Origin of the sequence: Saccharopolyspora erythraea NRRL 2338, assembly GCF_000062885.1 — a bacterium.
Classification (GTDB): Bacteria; Actinomycetota; Actinomycetes; order Mycobacteriales; family Pseudonocardiaceae; genus Saccharopolyspora_D; species Saccharopolyspora_D erythraea.
Genome location: NC_009142.1, coordinates 5,732,444 through 5,751,513, shown reverse-complemented (window position 1 = coordinate 5,751,513; position 19,070 = coordinate 5,732,444). Strand labels below are relative to the sequence as shown.

The following is a 19,070-nucleotide window of genomic DNA, read 5'->3' as shown; positions in this document are numbered from 1 at the left end:
CGATGCCAGCTTGCTCCTCTGCTTCGACGACTGTCAAGATAGAAGCATGTCGAACCAAGACGCGCAGGCGACCGGTGCAGAGTTGTGCTGCTCGCCGGTGATGCGGGAGCCGCTGACCGCCGAGCAGTCAGCCGAGCTCGCTAGGGTGTTCAAGGCGATCGGCGAGCCGGTACGGCTGCGGTTGCTGTCGCTGATCGCCTCCCACGCGGGCGGGGAGGCGTGCGTGTGCGACCTGACCGGAGCGTTCGAGCTGTCCGGGCCGACGATCTCGCACCACCTCAAGGTCCTGCGCGACGCCGGGGTGATCGAGGGCGAACGGCGCGGCACGTGGATCTACTACCGCGTGCGCCCCGAGACCCTGCGCGCCGTCTCGGCCGTGCTGGTGCCCGCCGACGCCGAGGCGGTCACCGCATGAGCCGGTCCGCCGAGGCTCCCGTGGTCGCGCGCCTGTCGGCGCTGGACCGGCTGCTGCCGGTGTGGATCGGCTCCGCGATGGCCGCCGGCCTGCTGGCCGGACGGTGGGTTCCCGGGCTCGGCCCGGCGCTCGACGCGGTGCGGGTCGACGGGATCTCGCTGCCGATCGCCCTGGGCCTGCTGGTGATGATGTACCCGGTGCTGGCCAAGGTCCGCTACGACCGGCTCGACACCGTCACCGGCGACACCCGGCTGATGGTCTGCTCGCTCGCGCTGAACTGGATCCTCGGCCCGGCGCTGATGTTCGCGCTGGCCTGGCTCCTCCTTCCCGACCTGCCCGAATACCGCACCGGTCTGATCATCGTCGGCCTGGCGCGCTGCATCGCCATGGTGATCATCTGGAACGACCTGGCCCGCGGGGACCGGGAAGCCGCCGCCGTGCTGGTCGCGCTGAACTCGGTGTTCCAGGTCCTCGCCTTCGCGGGCCTCGGCTGGTTCTACCTGTCGGTGCTGCCGGGCTGGCTGGGCCTGCCCGCGGTCGGACTCGAGGTCTCGGCGTGGCAGATCGCCAAGTCCGTCCTGATCTTCCTCGGCATCCCGCTGGTCGCCGGATACCTGACCCGCAAGCTCGGCGAACGCGCCCGGGGCCGCGACTGGTACGAAACTTGGTTCCTGCCCAGGATCGGCCCGGTCGCCCTCTACGGGCTGCTGTTCACCATCGTGATCCTCTTCGCCCTGCAAGGCGACCAGATCACCGGCCGGCCTGTCGACGTCGCGCGGATCGCGCTGCCGCTGCTGGCCTACTTCGCGGTCATGTGGGCCGGATCGTTCGCCCTGGGCAAGGTGATCGGCCTGGGTTACGAGCGGTCGGTGACGCTGTCGTTCACCGCTGCGGGCAACAACTTCGAACTGGCCATCGCCGTGGCCATCGCGACCTTCGGCGTCACCAGCGGCCAAGCGCTGGCCGGGGTCGTCGGCCCGCTCATCGAAGTGCCCGTGCTGGTCGCCCTCGTCCACGTCTCCCTGGCCGCCCGCCGCTGGTTCACCGCCCCCGCGGCGATCGGCACCGAGCACGCCCGCACCACCTCGTGAATCCTGGAGCGACCGTGTCCCACACCCCTGAAGTCCTGTTCGTCTGCGTGCACAACGCCGGACGTTCCCAGATGGCCGCCGCACTCCTGCAGCACCACGCCCGAGGCGAGATAGCCGTGCGCTCCGCCGGATCCGCTCCGGCCGAGACCGTCAACCCCGCCGTCCTGACCGCCATGGGCGAACTCGGACTCGACCTCACAGCCGAAATCCCCAAGAAGCTGACCACCGACGCCGTCGAAGCCGCCGACGTGGTGATCACCATGGGCTGCGGTGACGCCTGCCCCGTCTTCCCCGGCAAGCGCTACCTGGACTGGGAATTCACCGACCCCGCGGGCAAGAGCGTCGACGAGGTCCGCGCCATCCGCGACGACATCGACCGCCGCGTCCGCGACCTGCTGGCCGAACTCGTCCCCGGTTCGTAGCACTCGCGTTCGGGCGATGTGTGGAACCGCCGCGTACCGGGTACTGAGGTGGCTTCCGGAGGATCACCGCCCGGTCACGCGGTGACCAGGTCCTCGGTGGCAGGCGAGGAGGCTGCATGAAACCAGGACGCGCGGTCGCTTCGTTCGACTCCGCCACCGGGATGCTGCGCGCGCTGTCCCGGTTCCTGGCCGGTGCGGACGTCCCCGCGATCGGACAGGCGCCCCCGGCGCTGGAGCCGGTGCTGTCGGCGGCCCTCGGCACGGTCAACCACCTGCCCAGGCGGCTCGCCGAACAGGCGTACGCGTTCAGCGGCGTGGGCGAGGCGGTGCCCCGCGACCGCGTCGGCGAGATCGACGCGGAGGCCGTCGCGGGCTGGATCACCGGCCACTACCCGAAACGCCGCTACCCGGTGATCTTCGTCGGCTCGTCCAACGGTGCGCTGATCCACCTGGCCGCCGCGCTCGACGCGCCGTGGCTGCCCCAGACGCTGCTGATCCCGGTGCGGCGCAGGGGAGTGGACCGCGACGACGCGCGCGGCGAGCTCGCCGCGGGCACCGAACCCGGCAGGGCGCTGCTGGCGGCCAACTCCGACCTGGTGCTGCACCACATGCACGACCCGAACCAGGACCGGCTGATGATCGCCGGCATGTCGTACTTCCGGGTCAAGTGGCAGCGGCTGCCGCTGGCCTACCGGCGCTTCATCCGCGACCACCTGGCGCCCGGCGGCATCGTGGTCACCGCCGAGTGCGGGCTGCAGTGGCCCGTCACGCGAGTCGGCGACCGCCACCTGTTCCAGTTCGGCGCGCTGGGCGGAGCCACCGCCGACGAGTACCACCGCGGCGGGCCCCGCGTGGCGCGCATGCTCAAGCGCTACGGCGCCGGACGCACGAGCTGGGACCCGCCCGAACCCGACGGCGAGGCACCCGAGGCGGAATGGGGCTTCGACCCGGCGCTGCTGGACAGCGTCACCGAGTTCGCCCGCCAGGAGGGTTTCGGCCTGCGGCGCCTGAGCTTCGCCGAACCCGAACTGCTGAGCCCGGTCGTGGCCGACCTCTACCGGCAGTGGTACGACCGGCGCGGCATGCCCGGCAACCGGCTGCTCGCCGAGTGCTTCCTGCTGATGGAACCGTGGTGGACGTTGCGGACCGGGTCCGTGCCGTTCTGGATGTCGTTCAACGCCGAAGGCTCGCACGACGCCCTGCTCTCCTACATCGACACCGCCCGCACCTACGACGAGATCCGGATCATGCTGTTCTCCCACGGCATGGAGTCGATCGGACTCACCGGCATCCGGTCCTGGCGGGAACTGGCCGCCAGAGCCAGGAAGTCCGGGACGCTGCTGGGCGTCGACCAGCGCGCCTACCCCCGCGACTTCGCGAGCCTGGTGCGCGCGCACCGCGAGCTCAGCCACGTCCGCCCGCGCTACGAGATGCCCGAGCCGCTGGCCTTCACCGAGGCCGAACCGCTGCTCCAGCACACGCCGGAAGTCGAGGTCGCCTCAGCCTGAAGATCACCCCGGAAGCCGTGCTCGCGGCGCTCGGCGCGGATAGGCTCGTGCCATGGTGGGATCACTGCTCGGTAACGAGGTCCCCAGGGTCGAGGACCCTGATCTGCTGCACGGACGAGGCAGCTACGTCGGCAACCTGGACGTCGAGGGCCTGGTGCACGTCGGTTTCGTGCGCTCACCCCTGGCACACGCGCTCATCACGTCGATCGACACCGAGGCCGCGGGGTCGGCTCCCGGCATCGTCGCCGTCTACACGGCCGCGGACCTGGACCTTCCGGTGCCGCCGCCGTTCATCGTGGTCAATGCGCAGTGCGCACGGCCCGCGCTGGCCACCGACCGGGTCCGCTTCGTCGGCGAGCCGGTCGTCGCGGTGGTCGGCGAGAGCAGCGCGGCGGTGACCGACGCGCTGGAACTGGTCGACGTCGACTACGAGCCGCTGCCCGCGGTGGCCGACCCGGAGGCGGCGCTGGCGCCCGACGCGCCGACGCAGTTCCCGGACCTGGGCTCCAACATCGCCGCCGGCGAGCGGGACTCCGCCGGGGCCGAGGTGCTCGACGGCGCCGACGTCGTGGTCCGCGCCCGGATCGAGAACCAGCGGGTCGCCGTGGTGCCGATGGAGGGCAACGCCGTCACGGCGGTGCCCGGCGGACCGGACGACGACCACGACCTGACGGTGCACGTGTCGACGCAGATGCCGCACGCGTTGCGCGACGGCGTCGCCGGGGCGTTCGGCATCGCACCGGAACGGGTGCGCGTCATCGCCCCGCACGTCGGCGGTGCCTTCGGCGGCAAGGCCGGGCTCGGCGCCGAACACGCCGTCGTCATCGGCATCGCGCGCAGGCTCGGACGTCCGGCCAAGTGGGTCGAGACCCGCTCGGAGAACATGCAGGGCATGCCGCACGGCCGCGGCCAGGTGCAGTACGCCGAGCTGGGTCTGCGGCGCGACGGCGAGATCGTCGGCCTGCGCTGCCGCGTCGTCGGCGACTGCGGCGCCTACGCCGGGTTCAACGGCCTGCTGGCGATGGGCTCGACCCGCTCGATGGCCCAGGGCGTCTACAACATCCCCCGGATCGCCTACGACGCGATCGCCGCGCTGACCAACACGACCCCGGTCGGCGCGTTCCGCGGGGCCGGACGTCCCGAGGCGGCGGCCATGCTCGAACGCATGATGGACTTGGCCGCCACCGAACTCGACATGGACCCCGTCGCACTGCGGCGCAAGAACTTCCTGGCCAACGACGTCTTCCCGTACAAGACCGCCGTCGGCACCGAGTACGACAGCGGCGACTACGACCTGCCGCTCACCGAGGCCCTGCGGCTGGTGGGCTACGAGGCGCTGCGCGCCGAGCAGGCACGCCGCATCGAGGCGGGGGAGACCCGACTGCTGGGCATCGGCGTGAGCAGCTACGTCGAGATCACCGGCGGCGGTGGCGGCGAGTACGCCGAGGTCGAGGTGCACGACGACGGCCGCGCCACGATCAAGGTCGGCACCTCCTCGCACGGCCAGGGGCACGCGACGTCGTTCGCGATGATCGTCAACGACCTGCTGGGCATCCCGATGGAGTCGATCGAGTTCGTCCAGTCCGACACCGCGACCGTGGCGCGGGGCGAGGGCACCGGCGGCTCCCGCTCGCTGCAACTCGGCGGCAGCGCGGTGCGGGAAGCGGGCGAACTGGTGCTGCGGCGGGCCAGGGAGCTGGCCGCAGCACGGCTGGAGGCCGCCGTCGAGGACATCGAGCCGACCGGCGACGGCCTCGGCGTCGCGGGCGCACCGGCGGCGAAGGTGAGCTGGCAGGAGCTGGTGCAGGCGGCGTCGGCCGACGGCGGTGCGCTCGCCGAGCACGCCGACTTCGAACCGGGCGGAGCGACCTTCCCGTTCGGCGCGCACGTCTCGGTCGTCGAGGTCGACATCGAGACCGGACTCGTGCGCCCGCTGCGCCACATCGCCGTCGACGACTGCGGGCGGGTGCTCAACCCGCTCATCGTGCGCGGCCAGCAGCACGGCGGGGTGGTGCAGGGCATGGCGCAGGCGCTGTGGGAGCACATGTCCTACGACGACGAGGGCAACCCCCAGACCGCGACCCTGGCCGACTACGCGGTGCCGTCCGCGGCGGACGTGCCGGCACTGGAGGTTTCCAGCACCGAGACGCCGACACCGCTGAACCCGTTGGGCGCCAAGGGAATCGGTGAGGCGGCGACCATCGGCGCGACGCCGGCGGTGCAGAACGCCGTGGTCGACGCCGTCAAGCACCTCGGAGTCCGCCACATCGACATGCCTGCCACCCCGCAACGGGTCTGGCAGGCCATCCGAGACGGCGTCTCGGCGCCGTTGTGGCAGGACCCGCCCGCGGCGTTTGAGGCGCTTCCAGTGCGCGGCGCCGAGCGCGGCCGGGAGTCCGACCAGGCCGTGGTGTGACCGAACGTGGTGAGCGGTGTCCGAGCGAGGGCACCGCTCACCACGGTGCGCCCACTGCTGTCGCGACGTGGATCGGGGTGGTCCGGTGCGTGGATCTTCGCGGCTGGCTCGTGACGGTTCTGCCTGGGAGCGGGCGATCGCCCACGTCGCCGGGCGCGCCGAAGGCGGCCCGGTCGACGATCCACCACCGGTGACGCTGCACTTCCACCCCGACCGGCTCGTGGGCGGCATCCCGGTCATCGACGCGATGGTGCGCGACGGCCTGTACCGCTCGCAGTTCGAAACCGGAACCAGCAACGGCGGGCTGACCGCCCACCCCGGCGGCGACCGCTGGCGATGGGAAAGCCGCATCTTCGCCGGTGCCTACGACCACGCCGCAGCGGAGCAGCGTCCGAAGTACGGGTCGCTGAACTTCCGCCGCCGCGCAGTAGGCGGATCGCCGCGGTTCGGCTCCTGTCACGTGCGTCTATCGCCGGCGGTCCTGGAACGCACGACCTTCTGCCACCCCGACAGCGTGTTCGAGCCGACGGACTTCGGCGTGGCGCAACGCCTTTCGGCACTGATCGACACCGCCCGCGCCGACCGCCGCGACCCGCTCGACGACTACATCGAGGCACACGTCCACGGCCCGCTCGACCTCGCGCGTGACGTCGAAGCGATCGTGCTCGACCCCAGCTACCGCGGCACCAACGTCGAGCGGGCGGCCACCGGGCTGGCCTGCCGCATCGAGTGGCACCCCGGTTTCTCCCTGAGGACAGAAGAACTGCGGCGGCACCCCGACTACCGCGGTCAGCAGTACGTCGACCTCGGCCTCTCCCTGGCCGAGCACGGACGCCTGACACCTCGCACCCTCGGCGACGCGGCCCGCACCGGCCACCACGACCAGCAGGCGCTCAAGCGCGTCTGGCACTACGTGGCCCGCTTCGGCAACCTCGACCCGGCGGCATAGCCGCAGCGGCCCGCTGGGTTCGTGACTCTACTTGCCCTCGGCCCGCTTCCGGTACGAGCGCATCTTGTGGCGGGCACCGCAGATGCTCATGCTGCACCACACGCTGTTGTTGGCCGGTGAACGGTCGTAGAACAGCCAACGGCAGTCGCCAGAGCGGCAGACCTTCAGCCTTCCCCGCCGCCCGGTCAGTTCCTCGACGAACAGCACCGAAAGCAGTTCCCCCGCAAGCCTGTCCACAACGGACTCTCCGTTGACCGGGATCTCCGCGTTCCCCGCATCGTCCCATCGCGGTGGCCCCAGCACCTTCCGCGCGAACTCGTTGAGCGTCCCGGACTCCTGACCCGACTCGACGTGCTCGCGGATCGCTTCGCGCAGCCGGACGAGCTGTTGCCTCTTGCGGTCGTCCAGCCCGACCGCTGAGCGGCCGTGCTCGCGAAGCCACCGAGCGGTGCCGTCCACCGTCAGGAAGGCGTCCTCGTCGTAGAGGAAGCGAGCGGAGTTGCAGAACGCCTCGATCGTCCCGAGCGCGTCGGGCGCGGCAGGCCGGTCGTATGCCACGAGCTCACTTTACCAACTAGGCTCGATTGATGGTAACGTTACTGCTTGAACGCATTAGACGGTAACGGAGGTGCTGAGATGGGCTGGAAGCTGACCGAGAGCCACGACTCGCCGCACGGCGAGGTGCGATGGGCGAGCTTCGGCGAGGGGTCGCCCGTGGTCCTGCTGCACGGCACGCCGTTCTCGTCCTACGTCTGGCGCGACGTGGCCGCTGGACTCGCGACACGACACCGCGTCTACGTCTGGGACATGCCCGGCTACGGCCTCTCGGAGAAGCGCGCCGGGCAGGACGTCTCGCTCGCGGCGCAACAGGAGGTCTTCACCGGCCTGCTGGAGCACTGGGGCCTGCGCTCGCCGGCCGTCGTCGCGCACGACTTCGGCGGAGCGGTCTCCCTGCGGAGCGCACTGCTCGACGGTGTCCGGTATGAGCGGTTCGTGCTCGTCGACGCGGTCAGCCTCCGGCCCTGGGGCTCGGGCTTCTTCCGGCTCGTGCACGACAACGCCGACGTCTTCGAAGCCCTGCCGCCACACCTGCACGAGGCGCTGGTGCGCCGCTACATCGCCACAGCCGCGCACCACGAACTCCCGCCGCCCACGCTCGACGCCCTCACCGAGCCCTGGCTGGGGGAGACCGGCCAGCCCGCCTTCTACCGCCAGATCGCCCAGGCCGACGAGCGTCACACGCAGGAGGTCGAAGACCGCTACGGCGACCTGGACTGCCCCGTCCTCATCGCATGGGGGCGCGAGGACAGCTGGCTGCCCGCCGAACGCGGCACCCGACTGGGACAACAGATCCCCGGCGCCCGCCTGGAGCTGATCGACGACGCGGGCCACCTCGTGCAGGAGGACGCCCCGGCTCACCTCACCGGCCTGCTCGCCGACTTCCTCGCCCGCTGACGTCCGGGTGCGCCGAACAGCGCCCCGGTCGCCACGCTTCCCGAGACCATTCGTCGCCGGCGACCAGCGCCTGCGACCACCCGCGCGCCTCTCGCCCGGTGCCGTGTCGGCATCCCACATCCCGGATGCCGGCACAGCGCCGGCTCGCCCTGGGGTTGCCGAGTGCGCCGTTTGCGCCCTATCCGACGTCCTGCCCACGATGCGGGCCAAGCGACGCACACGGCCGCCCCGGTCGCTCACGGCATGTCAAGCCGCCCACGCCACCTCTCCATCCGGCCAAGGGCGCTCCCCATGCGGACGCCTCCGCTCGCGCCCCTCCGCCGCGTCCTATCCGCCCAGCGCACGCCTGTCCAACGGCTAAGCCCTTCTCCCCCTACCGCCCGCCGGTCGCCACAGCCCCTCGGCCCGCCCTACCGCACGGACCTGCACCTATGCCGGCGCCGCCGCGCTGAAGGCCGCGGGGCGTCCCCGCGCCGACCAAACGCCAGCGCCGCGCGGTCTCCGCCCCTGCCCCGAGCGCCTCCGCCTCCGCGCCGACCAGATGTCCGCGCTGTCCGGCCTCCGCCCCGCGTGGTCTCCACCTCCGCCCCCGCGCCGACCAGATGTCCGCGCTGTCCGGCCTCCGCCCCCGCGTGGTCTCCATCTCCGCCTCCGCCCTCCGCGCCGACCCCGCCTCGATCCCCGTCTCCGCCCCGGCTGCTGCCTTCGCCTCCACCCCCGCTACCTGCTTCGCCGCCACGCCCGCTCCTCCCGCTTCCTCCCCGCCCATGATTTGGGAGGCGGGTCTCGGTACGTGGTCACCGCCAGCTAGAGTTTCGTTCGACCAATCGTGTTACCCAGGAGGTTCGGCACCATGGCTGTCGGCCACGCTCCCGCTCCGGACGCGGAGAGCTCAGACCAGGCTCCTCGGAACTCGACCCGCCAGGTCGTAGTGGCCAGCCTCGCGGGAACCTCGATCGAGTTCTACGACTTCTACGTCTACGCCACCGCCGCTGTCCTGGTGTTCCCCCACATGTTCTTCCCGGCGGGGGACGCCACGGCCGCGACGCTGCAGTCGCTGGCGACCTTCGCGATCGCCTTCGTCGCCCGCCCGCTGGGCTCGGCGCTGTTCGGCCACTTCGGCGACCGCATCGGCCGCAAGTCCACCCTCGTCGCCTCACTGCTGACGATGGGCATCTCCACGGTCGTGATCGGCGTGCTGCCCGGCTACGAGCAGATCGGCATCGTGGCGCCGCTGCTGCTGGCGCTGTGCCGCTTCGGCCAGGGCCTCGGGCTCGGCGGCGAGTGGGGTGGCGCGGCCCTGCTGGCCACCGAGAACGCCCCGCCGAACCGGCGCGCGTTCTTCGGCACCTTCCCGCAGCTCGGTGCACCGATCGGGTTCTTCTTCGCCAATGGGCTGTTCCTGCTGCTGTCGGAAGTGATGGACGACCAGACCTTCCTCGCCTGGGGCTGGCGGGTGCCGTTCCTGGTGTCGGCGGCGCTGGTCGCGGTCGGGCTGTGGGTGCGGCTGACGCTGCACGAGACCCCGGCGTTCGCCAAGGTCGTCGAGCGCGACGAGCGGGCGAAGGTGCCGCTGGCGCAGGTCTTCCGCACCGACTTCAAGGCACTGGTGCTGGGCACGTTCATCATGCTCGCCACCTACGTGCTCTTCTACCTGATGACCGTCTTCTCCCTCTCCTACGGGACCGCGAAGACGGGCCTTGGCTACGACCGCTCCGCGTTCCTCGTGATGCTGCTGATCGGCGTGGTCTTCTTCGCCCTGGCGACACCGGTCGCCGGCGTGCTGGCCGACCGCTACGGACGTCGCTCGACACTGCTCGTGACGACGGCGGCCATCATCGTCTTCGGCCTGCTGCTCGGTCCCTGGTTCGGGGCGAACTCGACCGTGGCGACCGTGTCCTTCCTGGTGGTGGGCCTCGGCCTGATGGGCATGACGTTCGGTCCGATGGGTGCGGTGCTGCCGGAACTGTTCCCGACCGCCGTGCGCTACACCGGCGCCTCGGTCGCCTACAACGTCGCCGGACTGCTCGGTGCGTCGGTCGCGCCCTACATCGCCACCTGGCTCGCCAGCAGCTACGGCCTCGGCTGGGTCGGCGTCTACCTCGCGGCGATGGCGTCGATCACGCTGCTCGCCCTGCTGCTGAGCAAGGAGACCAAGCAGTCCTCACTGGACTGAGCCCAGCGCACACCAGCACGCGGCACCGGACATTCGAGCCGCATTCCTGAACCGGGAGCCCGGGGTCGACACGACTCCGGGCTCCCGCTTCATCGCCGCCCCCGTCCTTCCCGGTGCGCCGTCCGGCACGCCGCCGATCGAACCCGATTCCTCACAGCAGCACGACCGGCCCGGTCCTACCCTCCAGCGTCGTCACCAGCGCGGACCGGGTGCCAGCCTGCACCTCCATCTCGACGCCGATCGCTTCCAGCGCCGTGGTCGCCTCCACCCGAGGATGCACACCGAACATGGAACGCAGCGGCACCACGGGCAGGCCCTCGCTCGGATGCCGGGAGTCGCCCCAGTCGATGAGGAACGGCACCGGCCCGTCCGCATGCGAGAACGGCGTCAACCGCCACTCCAGCAACTCCCCACCCGGGGTACGGCGGGACATCGACTCAGGCGTGCCGGGATCCCACCCGCCGTCGCGGGCAGCCCGCACATCCGCATCAAGATCGGTGGTCTGAACCGCCCAGGTCACCAGGCGAGGCTCACGCAGCTCGTCGATCCCGAACGGCCGCGGCCCACCCGGCTCAGGCGCCTCCGGATCGGGCCCGATGATCTCCAGATACGCGCGCCCGCCCAACCCGAGCAGGTGGTTCGCCGTGCCCTTGCCCGCGTGCCGCCCACCGGGCACCGACCGCACCCCGGTCAACCCCTCAACCAGTGCCACCGCGTCCCCGAGATCCGGGCCCGCGAACACCAGGTGGTCCAACACGGGGGAGACCCCCGCCAAGCTCCCTCGGCTCATGATCACCACTGTCCCACACCTCAGCCCACCACCGACCTGACCAGCGCAAACACCCCGCCTAGGGGGGTGGTGATCGCCCGGACAGGGGTGGGGTAAGCTATTCACGCACCCCGCAGAGGGGATGCGGCCGGGACGTGGCGCAGCTTGGTAGCGCACTTGACTGGGGGTCAAGGGGTCGTGGGTTCGAATCCCGCCGTCCCGACGGTCGAAACAGCCCGCTGGCTGGCGCGTAAGCGCAGGTCAGCGGGCTTCTTGGCGTTGTCATCGTGATCTGGTAGTTGATCTCCGCGCTTGGTCTGATCCGATTTTTGGGAGGAGTTTGGGAGGATCGATCACCGTCGGGGCGAAATGGGGTCGCGGGGTGGGAGTCGATGATCTTGCTCGGTCGGGTGATTCTTTTCGAGGTCGCGGGTCGTTGTGGCTGGTCAGCATGGGCTTTGCGGTGGTGGGCGGAGGGGAGTGCAACGTCGGCTGTGGTTTTGCGCTGGCGTGCTGATTGGATCGCCGGTCGGGACTTGGCCGCTGGTCAAGGGGTCGCGGTGGCGCGTGCTGATGGCTGGCCGCGCGGTGTCTTCGGGCGTGTACTGGACCCATGTGTAGTGGGGGCCATGGGGTGGGTGCGTTCGGTGGTGTTGTTGAGGTCTTCCCAGCGGTGTCGGAGCCTTTTGAGGAGTTGCTTCTCGTTTCGGGCGCGACGTCGCTAGTGGCTTGTCAGGCGGCGTTGATCTGGTAATCGGGTTGTCGGATCTTTGAGTTGATCGCGAAGTTCCGTTTGGGCGGGCTCGTTGGTTGTGCCAGCGGATGTAGGCGCCGATGGCGGTGTTCTGCTCGTCGTGGCTGCGATGGTCAGTGCCGCCCAGGGCGAAGTAGCGCAGGGCGGCGAACTCGCTTTCGATCCAGTTCAGCCCTGAGGCGTTGGTCGGGGTGAGGACCAGCTCGATGTCGTGGGCCTGGCACCAGGCCAGGACTTCCGGGCGAGTGTGCGGCCCGTAGTTGTCCAGGACCAGGTAGAGCCGCTCGTGGGGCCATCGCCGACGCAGTTGCTTGCAGAAGCCCAGGAACTCGCGCCAGCGTTTCCGTTCCCGGATACGGTAGGTGAGCTTGCCGGTAGCCAGATCGAGTGCGGCGAACATGTGCCGTACCCCCTGGGTACGGGTATAGGTCGCCCGCAGGCGCTCGGGTGTCTTGACGGGGCGCCATGCTTTTCCCTTGCGGGGCAGCAGGTTCAACGGGCCGAACTCGTCGACGCAGAGCACCCGGCCACCGTTGGGCGGGTGGTCGTAGAGGTCGAGGATGCGGGTCATCTTGGCGGTGAAGTCCGGGTCGTTGGAGGCTTTCCACGTGGTGGTGGTCTGCCACGACACACCGTCGTCCCGCAGGATTCGCCGCAGCGTTTCCCAGCTGATCCGCTCGACATAGCGATGTTCGACGAGGTAGTCGCACAGCTTGGCCAGGGACCACGTGCTGAACGGCTGGCGCAGGATACGGGGGTCACACCCGGCGATCGCGCAAATCCGAGCCCTGGTGGGCTCATCGATCGTCTTGGGTGCGCCCCCGCTCCATTTTGGGTCCAGTGCGCCAAACCCCTGTTCGTTGAACGCGTGGATCACATCACGCACGTAGTCAGGGCTGACATCGAGCAGATGCGCGATGTCGGGCACGGACTGGCCCTGAGCCGAGGCCCACACCACGATCGCCCGTCGCAGCTTGACCGGGTCTTTCGCTGTCCTGCTGATCTTCTGCAGGCGTTGTCCCTCGGCCAGGCTGACCGGACGCACGAACACCTCCGGACGGCGCGACACGCACTCACCTCCCAGCTCGACAACAAGCCGAGACAGCATGCACGACACCCACCAGACCATGATCAATAGCCCGATCAAGGTTCATAGACGAGCCACTAGCGCGTTCGGCTTGTGCTTCGTTGATCGCCTCGGTGAGCGCTGCCGGGGCAGCGACTCGGCGTCGGTGAGCCGCTGTTGCGCCTTCTCCCATGTGGGTGCGCTCTTGGGTGTCTTCTTGGACGCGGGTAGTCCCCTCACGGCCTTGTCGACGTTATCAGGGGCGAACAGCTTGCCGATCCAGCCGTTGGCGGCATCGCGGATGAGGTCTTCTCGGAGGTACACGACAGGTGGATGATCGGCAGGGCTCGTCGGTGAGGGTAAGGACTCGTCGTCCCTGCACGTTGCCGCCGGGACTACGCGGCGGCCCGGTACCGTGTCGTCATCCCGACTACCGCTCGTCCCATGTCTGGCACAGTGTCTTGGCCGCGTCGAGGGCCGTGCGGACGTTGGTTGTCAGGCGCTTCTTGCCGAGGCGGGCGAGAGTGTCGCGGTAGATATTTTCTTCGTCGTCCCAGCCGTAGTTGCGGGCGGATTCGGTGATGATCGCGGCCAGCTCGCGCGGAGGGATCTCGTCCAGGCTCCGGGGCCCGAGGACGCGGATCAGGTACTCAGGCTGATCCGGTGTGCGGTAGGTGCGCGTTTCTATTCCGCGTCGGCGCAGCGGGTTTTCCTGGGCCAAGAGCCCCTTTCTGACGGCTGCGGTGATGGCGTCGTTGAGTTTCGTGGCGATGACGTGCCCGACACGCCGGTTGCCTGCGGCGTCACGGTAGGCGGCGTGGATGCGACTGCCCATGACCGGGCCTTCGGCCTCCACGATGGCGACGATTGCGTCGATGAGCTGGGATCGGGTGGCGTCGGCCAGGGATGGGAGAATGCCGGTGAACTCGCGATAGGTGGGGAGTTCTCGGGTCGTTCTGCGGATCTCCGCTGATTTCCTCGTCGTGATCGTCATGTCTACGGCTGATTCCTGTGCAACGGAGGCGACAGTCGGGGCCGGCGCTGTTGTCTCGGCGTCGACAGACTCACTCCACACCGGTTCGGTTGTGACGGATCCACTGTCAGTTGCTCCCAGGTCGCCGCTGAAGACGACGGTCGGTCTGGAGCGCAAGGCCACGATCGACTCTTTCTCGGCTGTGATCCCCGCTGACGTATTGCGGACGACCGTGTCCAACGCCGTAGTGACGGGTGCGGCAGACACCGCACCAGGCGTCTCGAGTCCGTCCCGCTTGACCTCGCCGCGTTCGATCCCATCGGGGTCCGTGTCCAGGGGCTCGCTGCGCTGTCCATAGGGATGGATTGCGAGTGCGTCGAGTGCGGACCACAGGTCGCGCAGGACTGCAGGGCGGTCGATGTAGAAGTCGGATTCGCGGATGCGGAAGAAGGTCCAGCCGCATCGTTCGAGGTCGCGTTGACGGGCGAGGTCACGTTCGTAGACGTCGGGTCCGTGCCAGTGGTCGCCGTCGCATTCGATGGCCAGGCGGGCGCTGGGACCTATGACGACGAGGTCGATGCGGTAGGGCTTCGCATCGTACTGGGGGATGACGGTGTAGCCGCGGTCGGCGAGGTGATTGAACACGCGCTGCTCGAACAGTGAGTCGAACGGAGGCACGAGGACGTCGTCGGGGACGACGGTAGTATGTCCGTCTAGTGTGGACTCTGCGCGGTTTGCCACGCCATAGCAGTAGTCGAGTAGTTGGAAGCGGAGGTCTTCTTTGTTGCGTAGGTCGCTGATCTTCACCGAGTGGAAGACCCAGAGCTGGTCCTTGGCGCGTGAGACGGCAACGTTGTAGCGCTGGACATAGGTGTCTTGGGTGAGCGCGCCCATGCTGCGGCCGGGTTCGGGGGCGGCGACCATGGACAGGAACATCACGTCGCGTTCCGAGCCCTGGAAGTCGGCGGCGTTGCCGCAGCGCAGGTCGCGTGCCTTCCACTCGTCGGGGTGCAGGCGCGCGAGCAGCGTGGATTCGAGCTTGCGTGCTTGGGCGTCGCCGAGCAGGGAGATGACGCCGAAGGTCTTGCCGTCGTAGTGGGGGTCGGCGATGCACTTCTCGATCTGGGTGACGATCGACTCGACCTCGACCTTGTTCACGTTTCGGTTGGCGCCGATGGTGTGCCCTTCGGGCAAGAAGACGGGGACGACGGGGTCGAGCCGCTCTGCGCCGTACTGGCGGACGGGGATGAGTCGGATGCCGTCGGGTTCGTAGGCGATGCGGTTCGAGAAGCCGATGATCTCGGGCACGCAGCGGCGGTGTTCGGTCAGGGTGATGGTGCCGCCGTAACGCATCTTGGCTTCGTCGAAGAAGCTGTGCCGCGGGTCTTGCCACGTGCTCTTGTACGGATCGTCGGCCAGGTACTGATTGGCCAGGTCGCGTAGGCGCTGTTCGTTGACGCCGACCGCGGAGGGGGAGACCTGCTTGTCGTCGCCGATCACGACGATCTTCGGCGCGAGGTACTGCAGGAACGTGGCTTCGGCGCCGGCCTGGGAGGCTTCGTCAACGATGACGACGTCGAACATGTCGGGCTTGATGCTGAACTGTTCGGCGATGCGGTAGATGGGCATGATCCACACCGGCACGGCCGGACGGCAGCGGTCCATGGACTGGCGGATCTCGGCGCGGCGTTGGGCGGCGTAGGTTCCGGTGCCCTTGCCCAGGCGGCGGACCAGTTGGGCGTACTGCTGAAGGTTGGCTTTGGCGCTGCCGGTGATGCGCTCTTCGGCGACGGCGTGGTTCCAGGCGCGGGTGGCGGCGAGGATTTCGACCTGCTCGCGGATGTGTTGGTCGGTCGTGTGCAGGTGGCGCTGCAGGGTGTTGACGTCGGCGCCGGTCTGGGTGCTGATCCAGGCGCCGGTGGCGGCCCACTGCCAGGCGCGGGCGAGGTCCCCGAGGCGACTCGGCCAGGTTTCGTGATGGGGGTCGGCTTCGACTGCGGCACGCAGATCCTCGGCGCGCTCCGAGATGCGGGTGGCGAGGACGTCACGACGTGCCGCGCGGTGTCGGATGCCGTGCAAGCGCGCTAGACGGCGGTGCGCGGTGGCGTAGCGGTCGTGGTCGCGTGACCGAGTGGCTTCGAGCAGGACGTGGACGCAGTGCGCACTGTCGGACCAGCGTGTGGCGGCGGTGAGGCGCTCTTCGAGCTGCTGGAGGGGCCGGTGGGCTGCGGTGGCGGCGTCGGTGGCTGCGGCGGCGTCGACGAGACGGGCGTAGACGCGGACGGATTCGAGGTCGGTCCAGTCCGGGCGCGGCAGGCCGAGTTCAGCGAGATCGTTCTCGGTGGCGTCGAGCTCGGCGGCCAGGGCCAGGACGCCGCGGAGCTGCGCGAGCTCGGTGACGTGCCACTGAAGCCGCTCGTGCACGGTGTCTTCAGCCGGGATGGCCATGCCCTCAGGCCAGGCGCGGTCGAGCGCGTCGAGCACGACGGTGGCCCCGTGCCAGGTTTGGAAGGCGGCGAGCTGCTCCAGGCGGGTCGGTGGGAGTCCGTTGACACGGACGCGCGTGAACAGCGGCTCGGCCTGCTTGACAGCCCTGGGGGCGGCCAGGCCGATTTTCGGGGTGCCGTCGGGGGCGGTTTTGAGCGTACGGCCGTCGGCGACGTGGCGAATTAGGGCCTGGGCGAGTGGGATCAGCGGTGCCGTGTCGCCAGCGGTCTTGATGCGGATCAGCGGATCGAGACCGGTGACCAGCGGAGTGACGCGGTCGATGAGGCCGGCGAGCTGCTGGGCGCGGGAGCGCCAGGTGTGGGTGCGACCGGAGCGCACGTCGGACAGGGCCTGGTGGAGCCAGGGTTCGCGGCGGCGGGTGAGTGCGTCGGTGGTGTCGGCGAGTTGGTGCAGCCGGTGCTGCAGGCGTTTCCGGCCGGCGGGGTGAATACGCCGAACCGGGTCGTAAGCGGCGTGGTGGTGCATGGTCGCGTAGCCGCGTTCGGCGGTGGTGGCGGCGTGTTCTGTCTCGACGAGGTCGGCGAAGGCCTCCGGATCCGGGACTTCGGTGAGGTCGGTGAGTCGCGCGTGGGAGTGGGTTTCGTCGGCGAGGAGCTCGGGGTCGGTGAGGTGGGCGAGCCATTCGAGGGCTTCGGCGTCGGTCAGCGGCGCGGTGTCGTCGGCGGTGACGGTGATCAGCTCGGTGAGCCAGCGGTGGTCGTCGGCGGCGTTGTTGTGGCGCCGCGCGAGTTCGGCGAGGGTGCCCGTGTCTCCGCCGTGCTCGCGTGCGGTGGTCTCGTGTTCGCGGGCGTCGAGCAGCTCGCGGTAGAGCCGGGCGCGCTCGCGCCGCAGCTTCTCGATCCTGTCCAGGCAGTTCTGAACGGTCTGGTTGGCCTCGGCCGGATCGTGGTCGGAGGCGCGGCTGGCGATGTATTCGACGGCGGTCTTGAGGTCGGCCATGTCCTCGCGAGAGGACCCGACGACGGCGACCGACAGCGGTTTGATTGCGTCGGGCAGCTTGTCACGGACCTCCCGCAGGGCACGGTCGGTATGGGCGGTGACCAGGACGCGCTTGCCCCGCGCGAGCAGGTGGGAGAGCAGGGCGGCTGCGGTGTGGGTCTTGCCGGTGCCGGGCGGACCCTGCACGAGGATCTGGGCCTTGCGGTCGACCGCCTTGATGATCTTCAACTGTGTGTCGTTGACCGGCAGCGGCAGGAAGAGCTCGTCGTCGACGGTGACCACGGCACCCTCGGTGCTCTCGGGCTCCACGGTCGGCCGGTGGTCAGGGTCCACGAGTGGGCGCAGCCCGTCAGGCACCTCGACGGCCTGGCCGAGCTGATCGACAATCGTGTCGAAGATCTGGATCAAGCCCTGCTGGGAGCGTTTGCGCAGCAGCAGCGCTGGCGCAAACGCCGCGACCGCCTGCTCAGAGGCGACCGGGGTGGTGTCGTCGTCGCGGTACGTTCCGGCGCTGTCGAGGGTGTGCACCAGGCGTCGCGCGAGTTCGCCGACGCGCTCGCGGTCCAGGGGATGCGTGGTCGTTTCGCGCGCAGCGTCGCGGACGGCGTTGATGTGCTGCGGGTTGCCTTGCAGCCCGGGGTCGAGCATGTCGAGTTCGACGGTGAGCGGGTCACGGGACTCGACCCGGGCGACGGTCAACCGTCCGGTCGCGTCGTCGAAGTCGAGCGTGACCGGGGTGGTGAGCATGTGACGCCGCACGGTCGGGTGGTTCGGCGGCTGCCAGGAGAGCAGGCCGGCGCCGATGACGAGTTCGAGGTTCTCGGTGTGGCTGGTGGCGGCGACGTAGGTGGCGAACACGCGGGTGTAGAGGTCGCGGACGGGGCGGTCGCGCAGTTCGTTCTCGGCCCAGGCCTGCCAACGTCGCGCCCAGTCGCGGTAAGACTCGGCCACCTCCGGGTGGTCGTCGAGAGCGAGGCACCCAGCTCCGGAGTCCGGGTTCGGGATCTCGTCGCGGAGTTCGGCGATCTGGTCGGGGTTGTCAACGGCGCTGTTCAGCCAGCGATGCACGTCGGCGCCGGGGACGGGTGGTGAGCTCTTCTCGACGCGGTCGAGCACGAGGAAAGGCTCGTCGGCAGCCGGGGCTGCGGCGCGGTGCGCGGTGATGACGGCAGGGTGGTCGGGCAGGTCCGCGAGCCACAGCAGGTGACCGCTTTCGGCCTGGTTATCGACGAGCAGGGCGGGGCGGTTCTTGAGGCGTTGGGATGCGGCCAGGAATCGGAACAACCGCGACGCGTGGTCGAGGGCCGAGTCCGTCGTGGTTGGTTCGATGCTCACCGCAACCCCTGTTTTGTGTTTTGTCGTGAAGGAACGGTGGAGCGCCTTAGCGTCTCGCGGGTCTGAGACGTGATCTGCTGCGCGGCCGACGCGGGACGGCCGAATTTGATCACCATGCCCGTTCTGCGGTGGTGGGCGCGGTGATCCGACGCGGTCGCTCCGTGCGGAAATCTGATCGCGTGGTGCCATCAGAGTGTTACCGCCCTCTCTGGGCGGGCGGTGCGCGAAAGGTCCGAGGTGCTCGTGGTGGCTGGGTAACAAAAAGGGCAGTGCTTGCTGCGTACTCCCGGGACT

At 69.5% G+C, this 19,070-nt stretch carries 13 protein-coding genes and 1 tRNA gene; 9 read left to right on the top strand and 5 right to left on the bottom strand.

The features are described 5' to 3' along the window. Nucleotides 1-46: 46 nt before the first annotated feature. The 6 genes from SACE_RS24820 to SACE_RS24795 all read left to right on the top strand — a co-directional run bounded on the left by SACE_RS24820 (nt 47) and on the right by SACE_RS24795 (nt 6,801). Nucleotides 47-415: an ArsR/SmtB family transcription factor gene (locus SACE_RS24820; RefSeq protein ID WP_009942471.1), complete on the top strand. Its 369-nt coding sequence runs from the start codon at nt 47-49 to the stop codon at nt 413-415. Next, nucleotides 412-1,506: an ACR3 family arsenite efflux transporter gene (gene arsB / locus SACE_RS24815; protein ID WP_009942472.1), complete on the top strand. Its 1,095-nt coding sequence runs from the start codon at nt 412-414 to the stop codon at nt 1,504-1,506. The genes SACE_RS24820 and arsB overlap by 4 nt, the downstream gene beginning before the upstream one ends. 14 nt (nt 1,507-1,520) lie before the next feature. Continuing rightward, the gene (locus SACE_RS24810) at nt 1,521-1,928 is read left to right on the top strand and encodes an arsenate reductase ArsC (protein ID WP_011874617.1); all 408 of its coding nucleotides are present in this window, start codon (nt 1,521-1,523) and stop codon (nt 1,926-1,928) included. A 116-nt stretch (nt 1,929-2,044) separates the two neighbouring features. Continuing rightward, complete coding sequence (locus tag SACE_RS24805; protein WP_009942474.1) at nt 2,045-3,436, top strand: hypothetical protein; 1,392 nt, start codon at nt 2,045-2,047, stop codon at nt 3,434-3,436. Between the two features lie 52 nt (nt 3,437-3,488). Beyond that, a complete protein-coding gene (locus SACE_RS24800) occupies nt 3,489-5,852 on the top strand; it encodes a xanthine dehydrogenase family protein molybdopterin-binding subunit (RefSeq protein ID WP_009942475.1) in 2,364 nt (787 codons plus the stop codon). A gap of 190 nt (nt 5,853-6,042) precedes the next feature. Further along, nucleotides 6,043-6,801, top strand: coding sequence for a DUF3626 domain-containing protein (locus tag SACE_RS24795; protein WP_009942476.1), 759 nt, complete (start codon nt 6,043-6,045; stop codon nt 6,799-6,801). A gap of 27 nt (nt 6,802-6,828) precedes the next feature. On the opposite strand, the gene SACE_RS24790 is transcribed toward SACE_RS24795, so the two are convergent. Then, entirely contained in the window at nt 6,829-7,359 is a 531-nt protein-coding gene (locus SACE_RS24790; RefSeq protein ID WP_009942477.1) for a CGNR zinc finger domain-containing protein, read from the bottom strand. 78 nt (nt 7,360-7,437) lie between these two features. Here SACE_RS24790 and SACE_RS24785 point away from each other — a divergent pair, with 78 nt between their 5' ends. Both SACE_RS24785 and SACE_RS24775 read left to right on the top strand, forming a co-directional pair. Continuing rightward, nucleotides 7,438-8,256, top strand: coding sequence for an alpha/beta fold hydrolase (locus SACE_RS24785; RefSeq protein WP_009942478.1), 819 nt, complete (start codon nt 7,438-7,440; stop codon nt 8,254-8,256). A gap of 853 nt (nt 8,257-9,109) precedes the next feature. Next, nucleotides 9,110-10,432, top strand: coding sequence for an MFS transporter (locus SACE_RS24775; RefSeq protein WP_011874616.1), 1,323 nt, complete (start codon nt 9,110-9,112; stop codon nt 10,430-10,432). 151 nt (nt 10,433-10,583) lie between these two features. Here the strand turns inward: SACE_RS24775 and SACE_RS24770 are convergent, their stop codons facing one another. Beyond that, on the bottom strand, nt 10,584-11,174 hold the full coding sequence (locus SACE_RS24770) for a VOC family protein (protein WP_157894870.1): 591 nt from the start codon (nt 11,172-11,174) through the stop codon (nt 10,584-10,586). Between the two features lie 176 nt (nt 11,175-11,350). Here SACE_RS24770 and SACE_RS24765 point away from each other — a divergent pair. Then, nucleotides 11,351-11,424 (top strand) — tRNA-Pro (locus SACE_RS24765). A 223-nt stretch (nt 11,425-11,647) separates the two neighbouring features. Here SACE_RS24765 and SACE_RS36890 read toward each other — a convergent pair. The 3 genes from SACE_RS36890 to SACE_RS24760 all read right to left on the bottom strand — a co-directional run bounded on the left by SACE_RS36890 (nt 11,648) and on the right by SACE_RS24760 (nt 18,776). Further along, the gene (locus SACE_RS36890; protein WP_231849770.1) at nt 11,648-13,024 is read right to left on the bottom strand and encodes an IS630 family transposase; all 1,377 of its coding nucleotides are present in this window, start codon (nt 13,022-13,024) and stop codon (nt 11,648-11,650) included. A gap of 81 nt (nt 13,025-13,105) precedes the next feature. Then, nucleotides 13,106-13,345: a hypothetical protein gene (locus SACE_RS37935; RefSeq protein ID WP_143538215.1), complete on the bottom strand. Its 240-nt coding sequence runs from the start codon at nt 13,343-13,345 to the stop codon at nt 13,106-13,108. A gap of 106 nt (nt 13,346-13,451) precedes the next feature. Beyond that, entirely contained in the window at nt 13,452-18,776 is a 5,325-nt protein-coding gene (locus tag SACE_RS24760; RefSeq protein WP_009942483.1) for an AAA domain-containing protein, read from the bottom strand. Between the last annotated feature and the right edge of the window lie 294 nt (nt 18,777-19,070).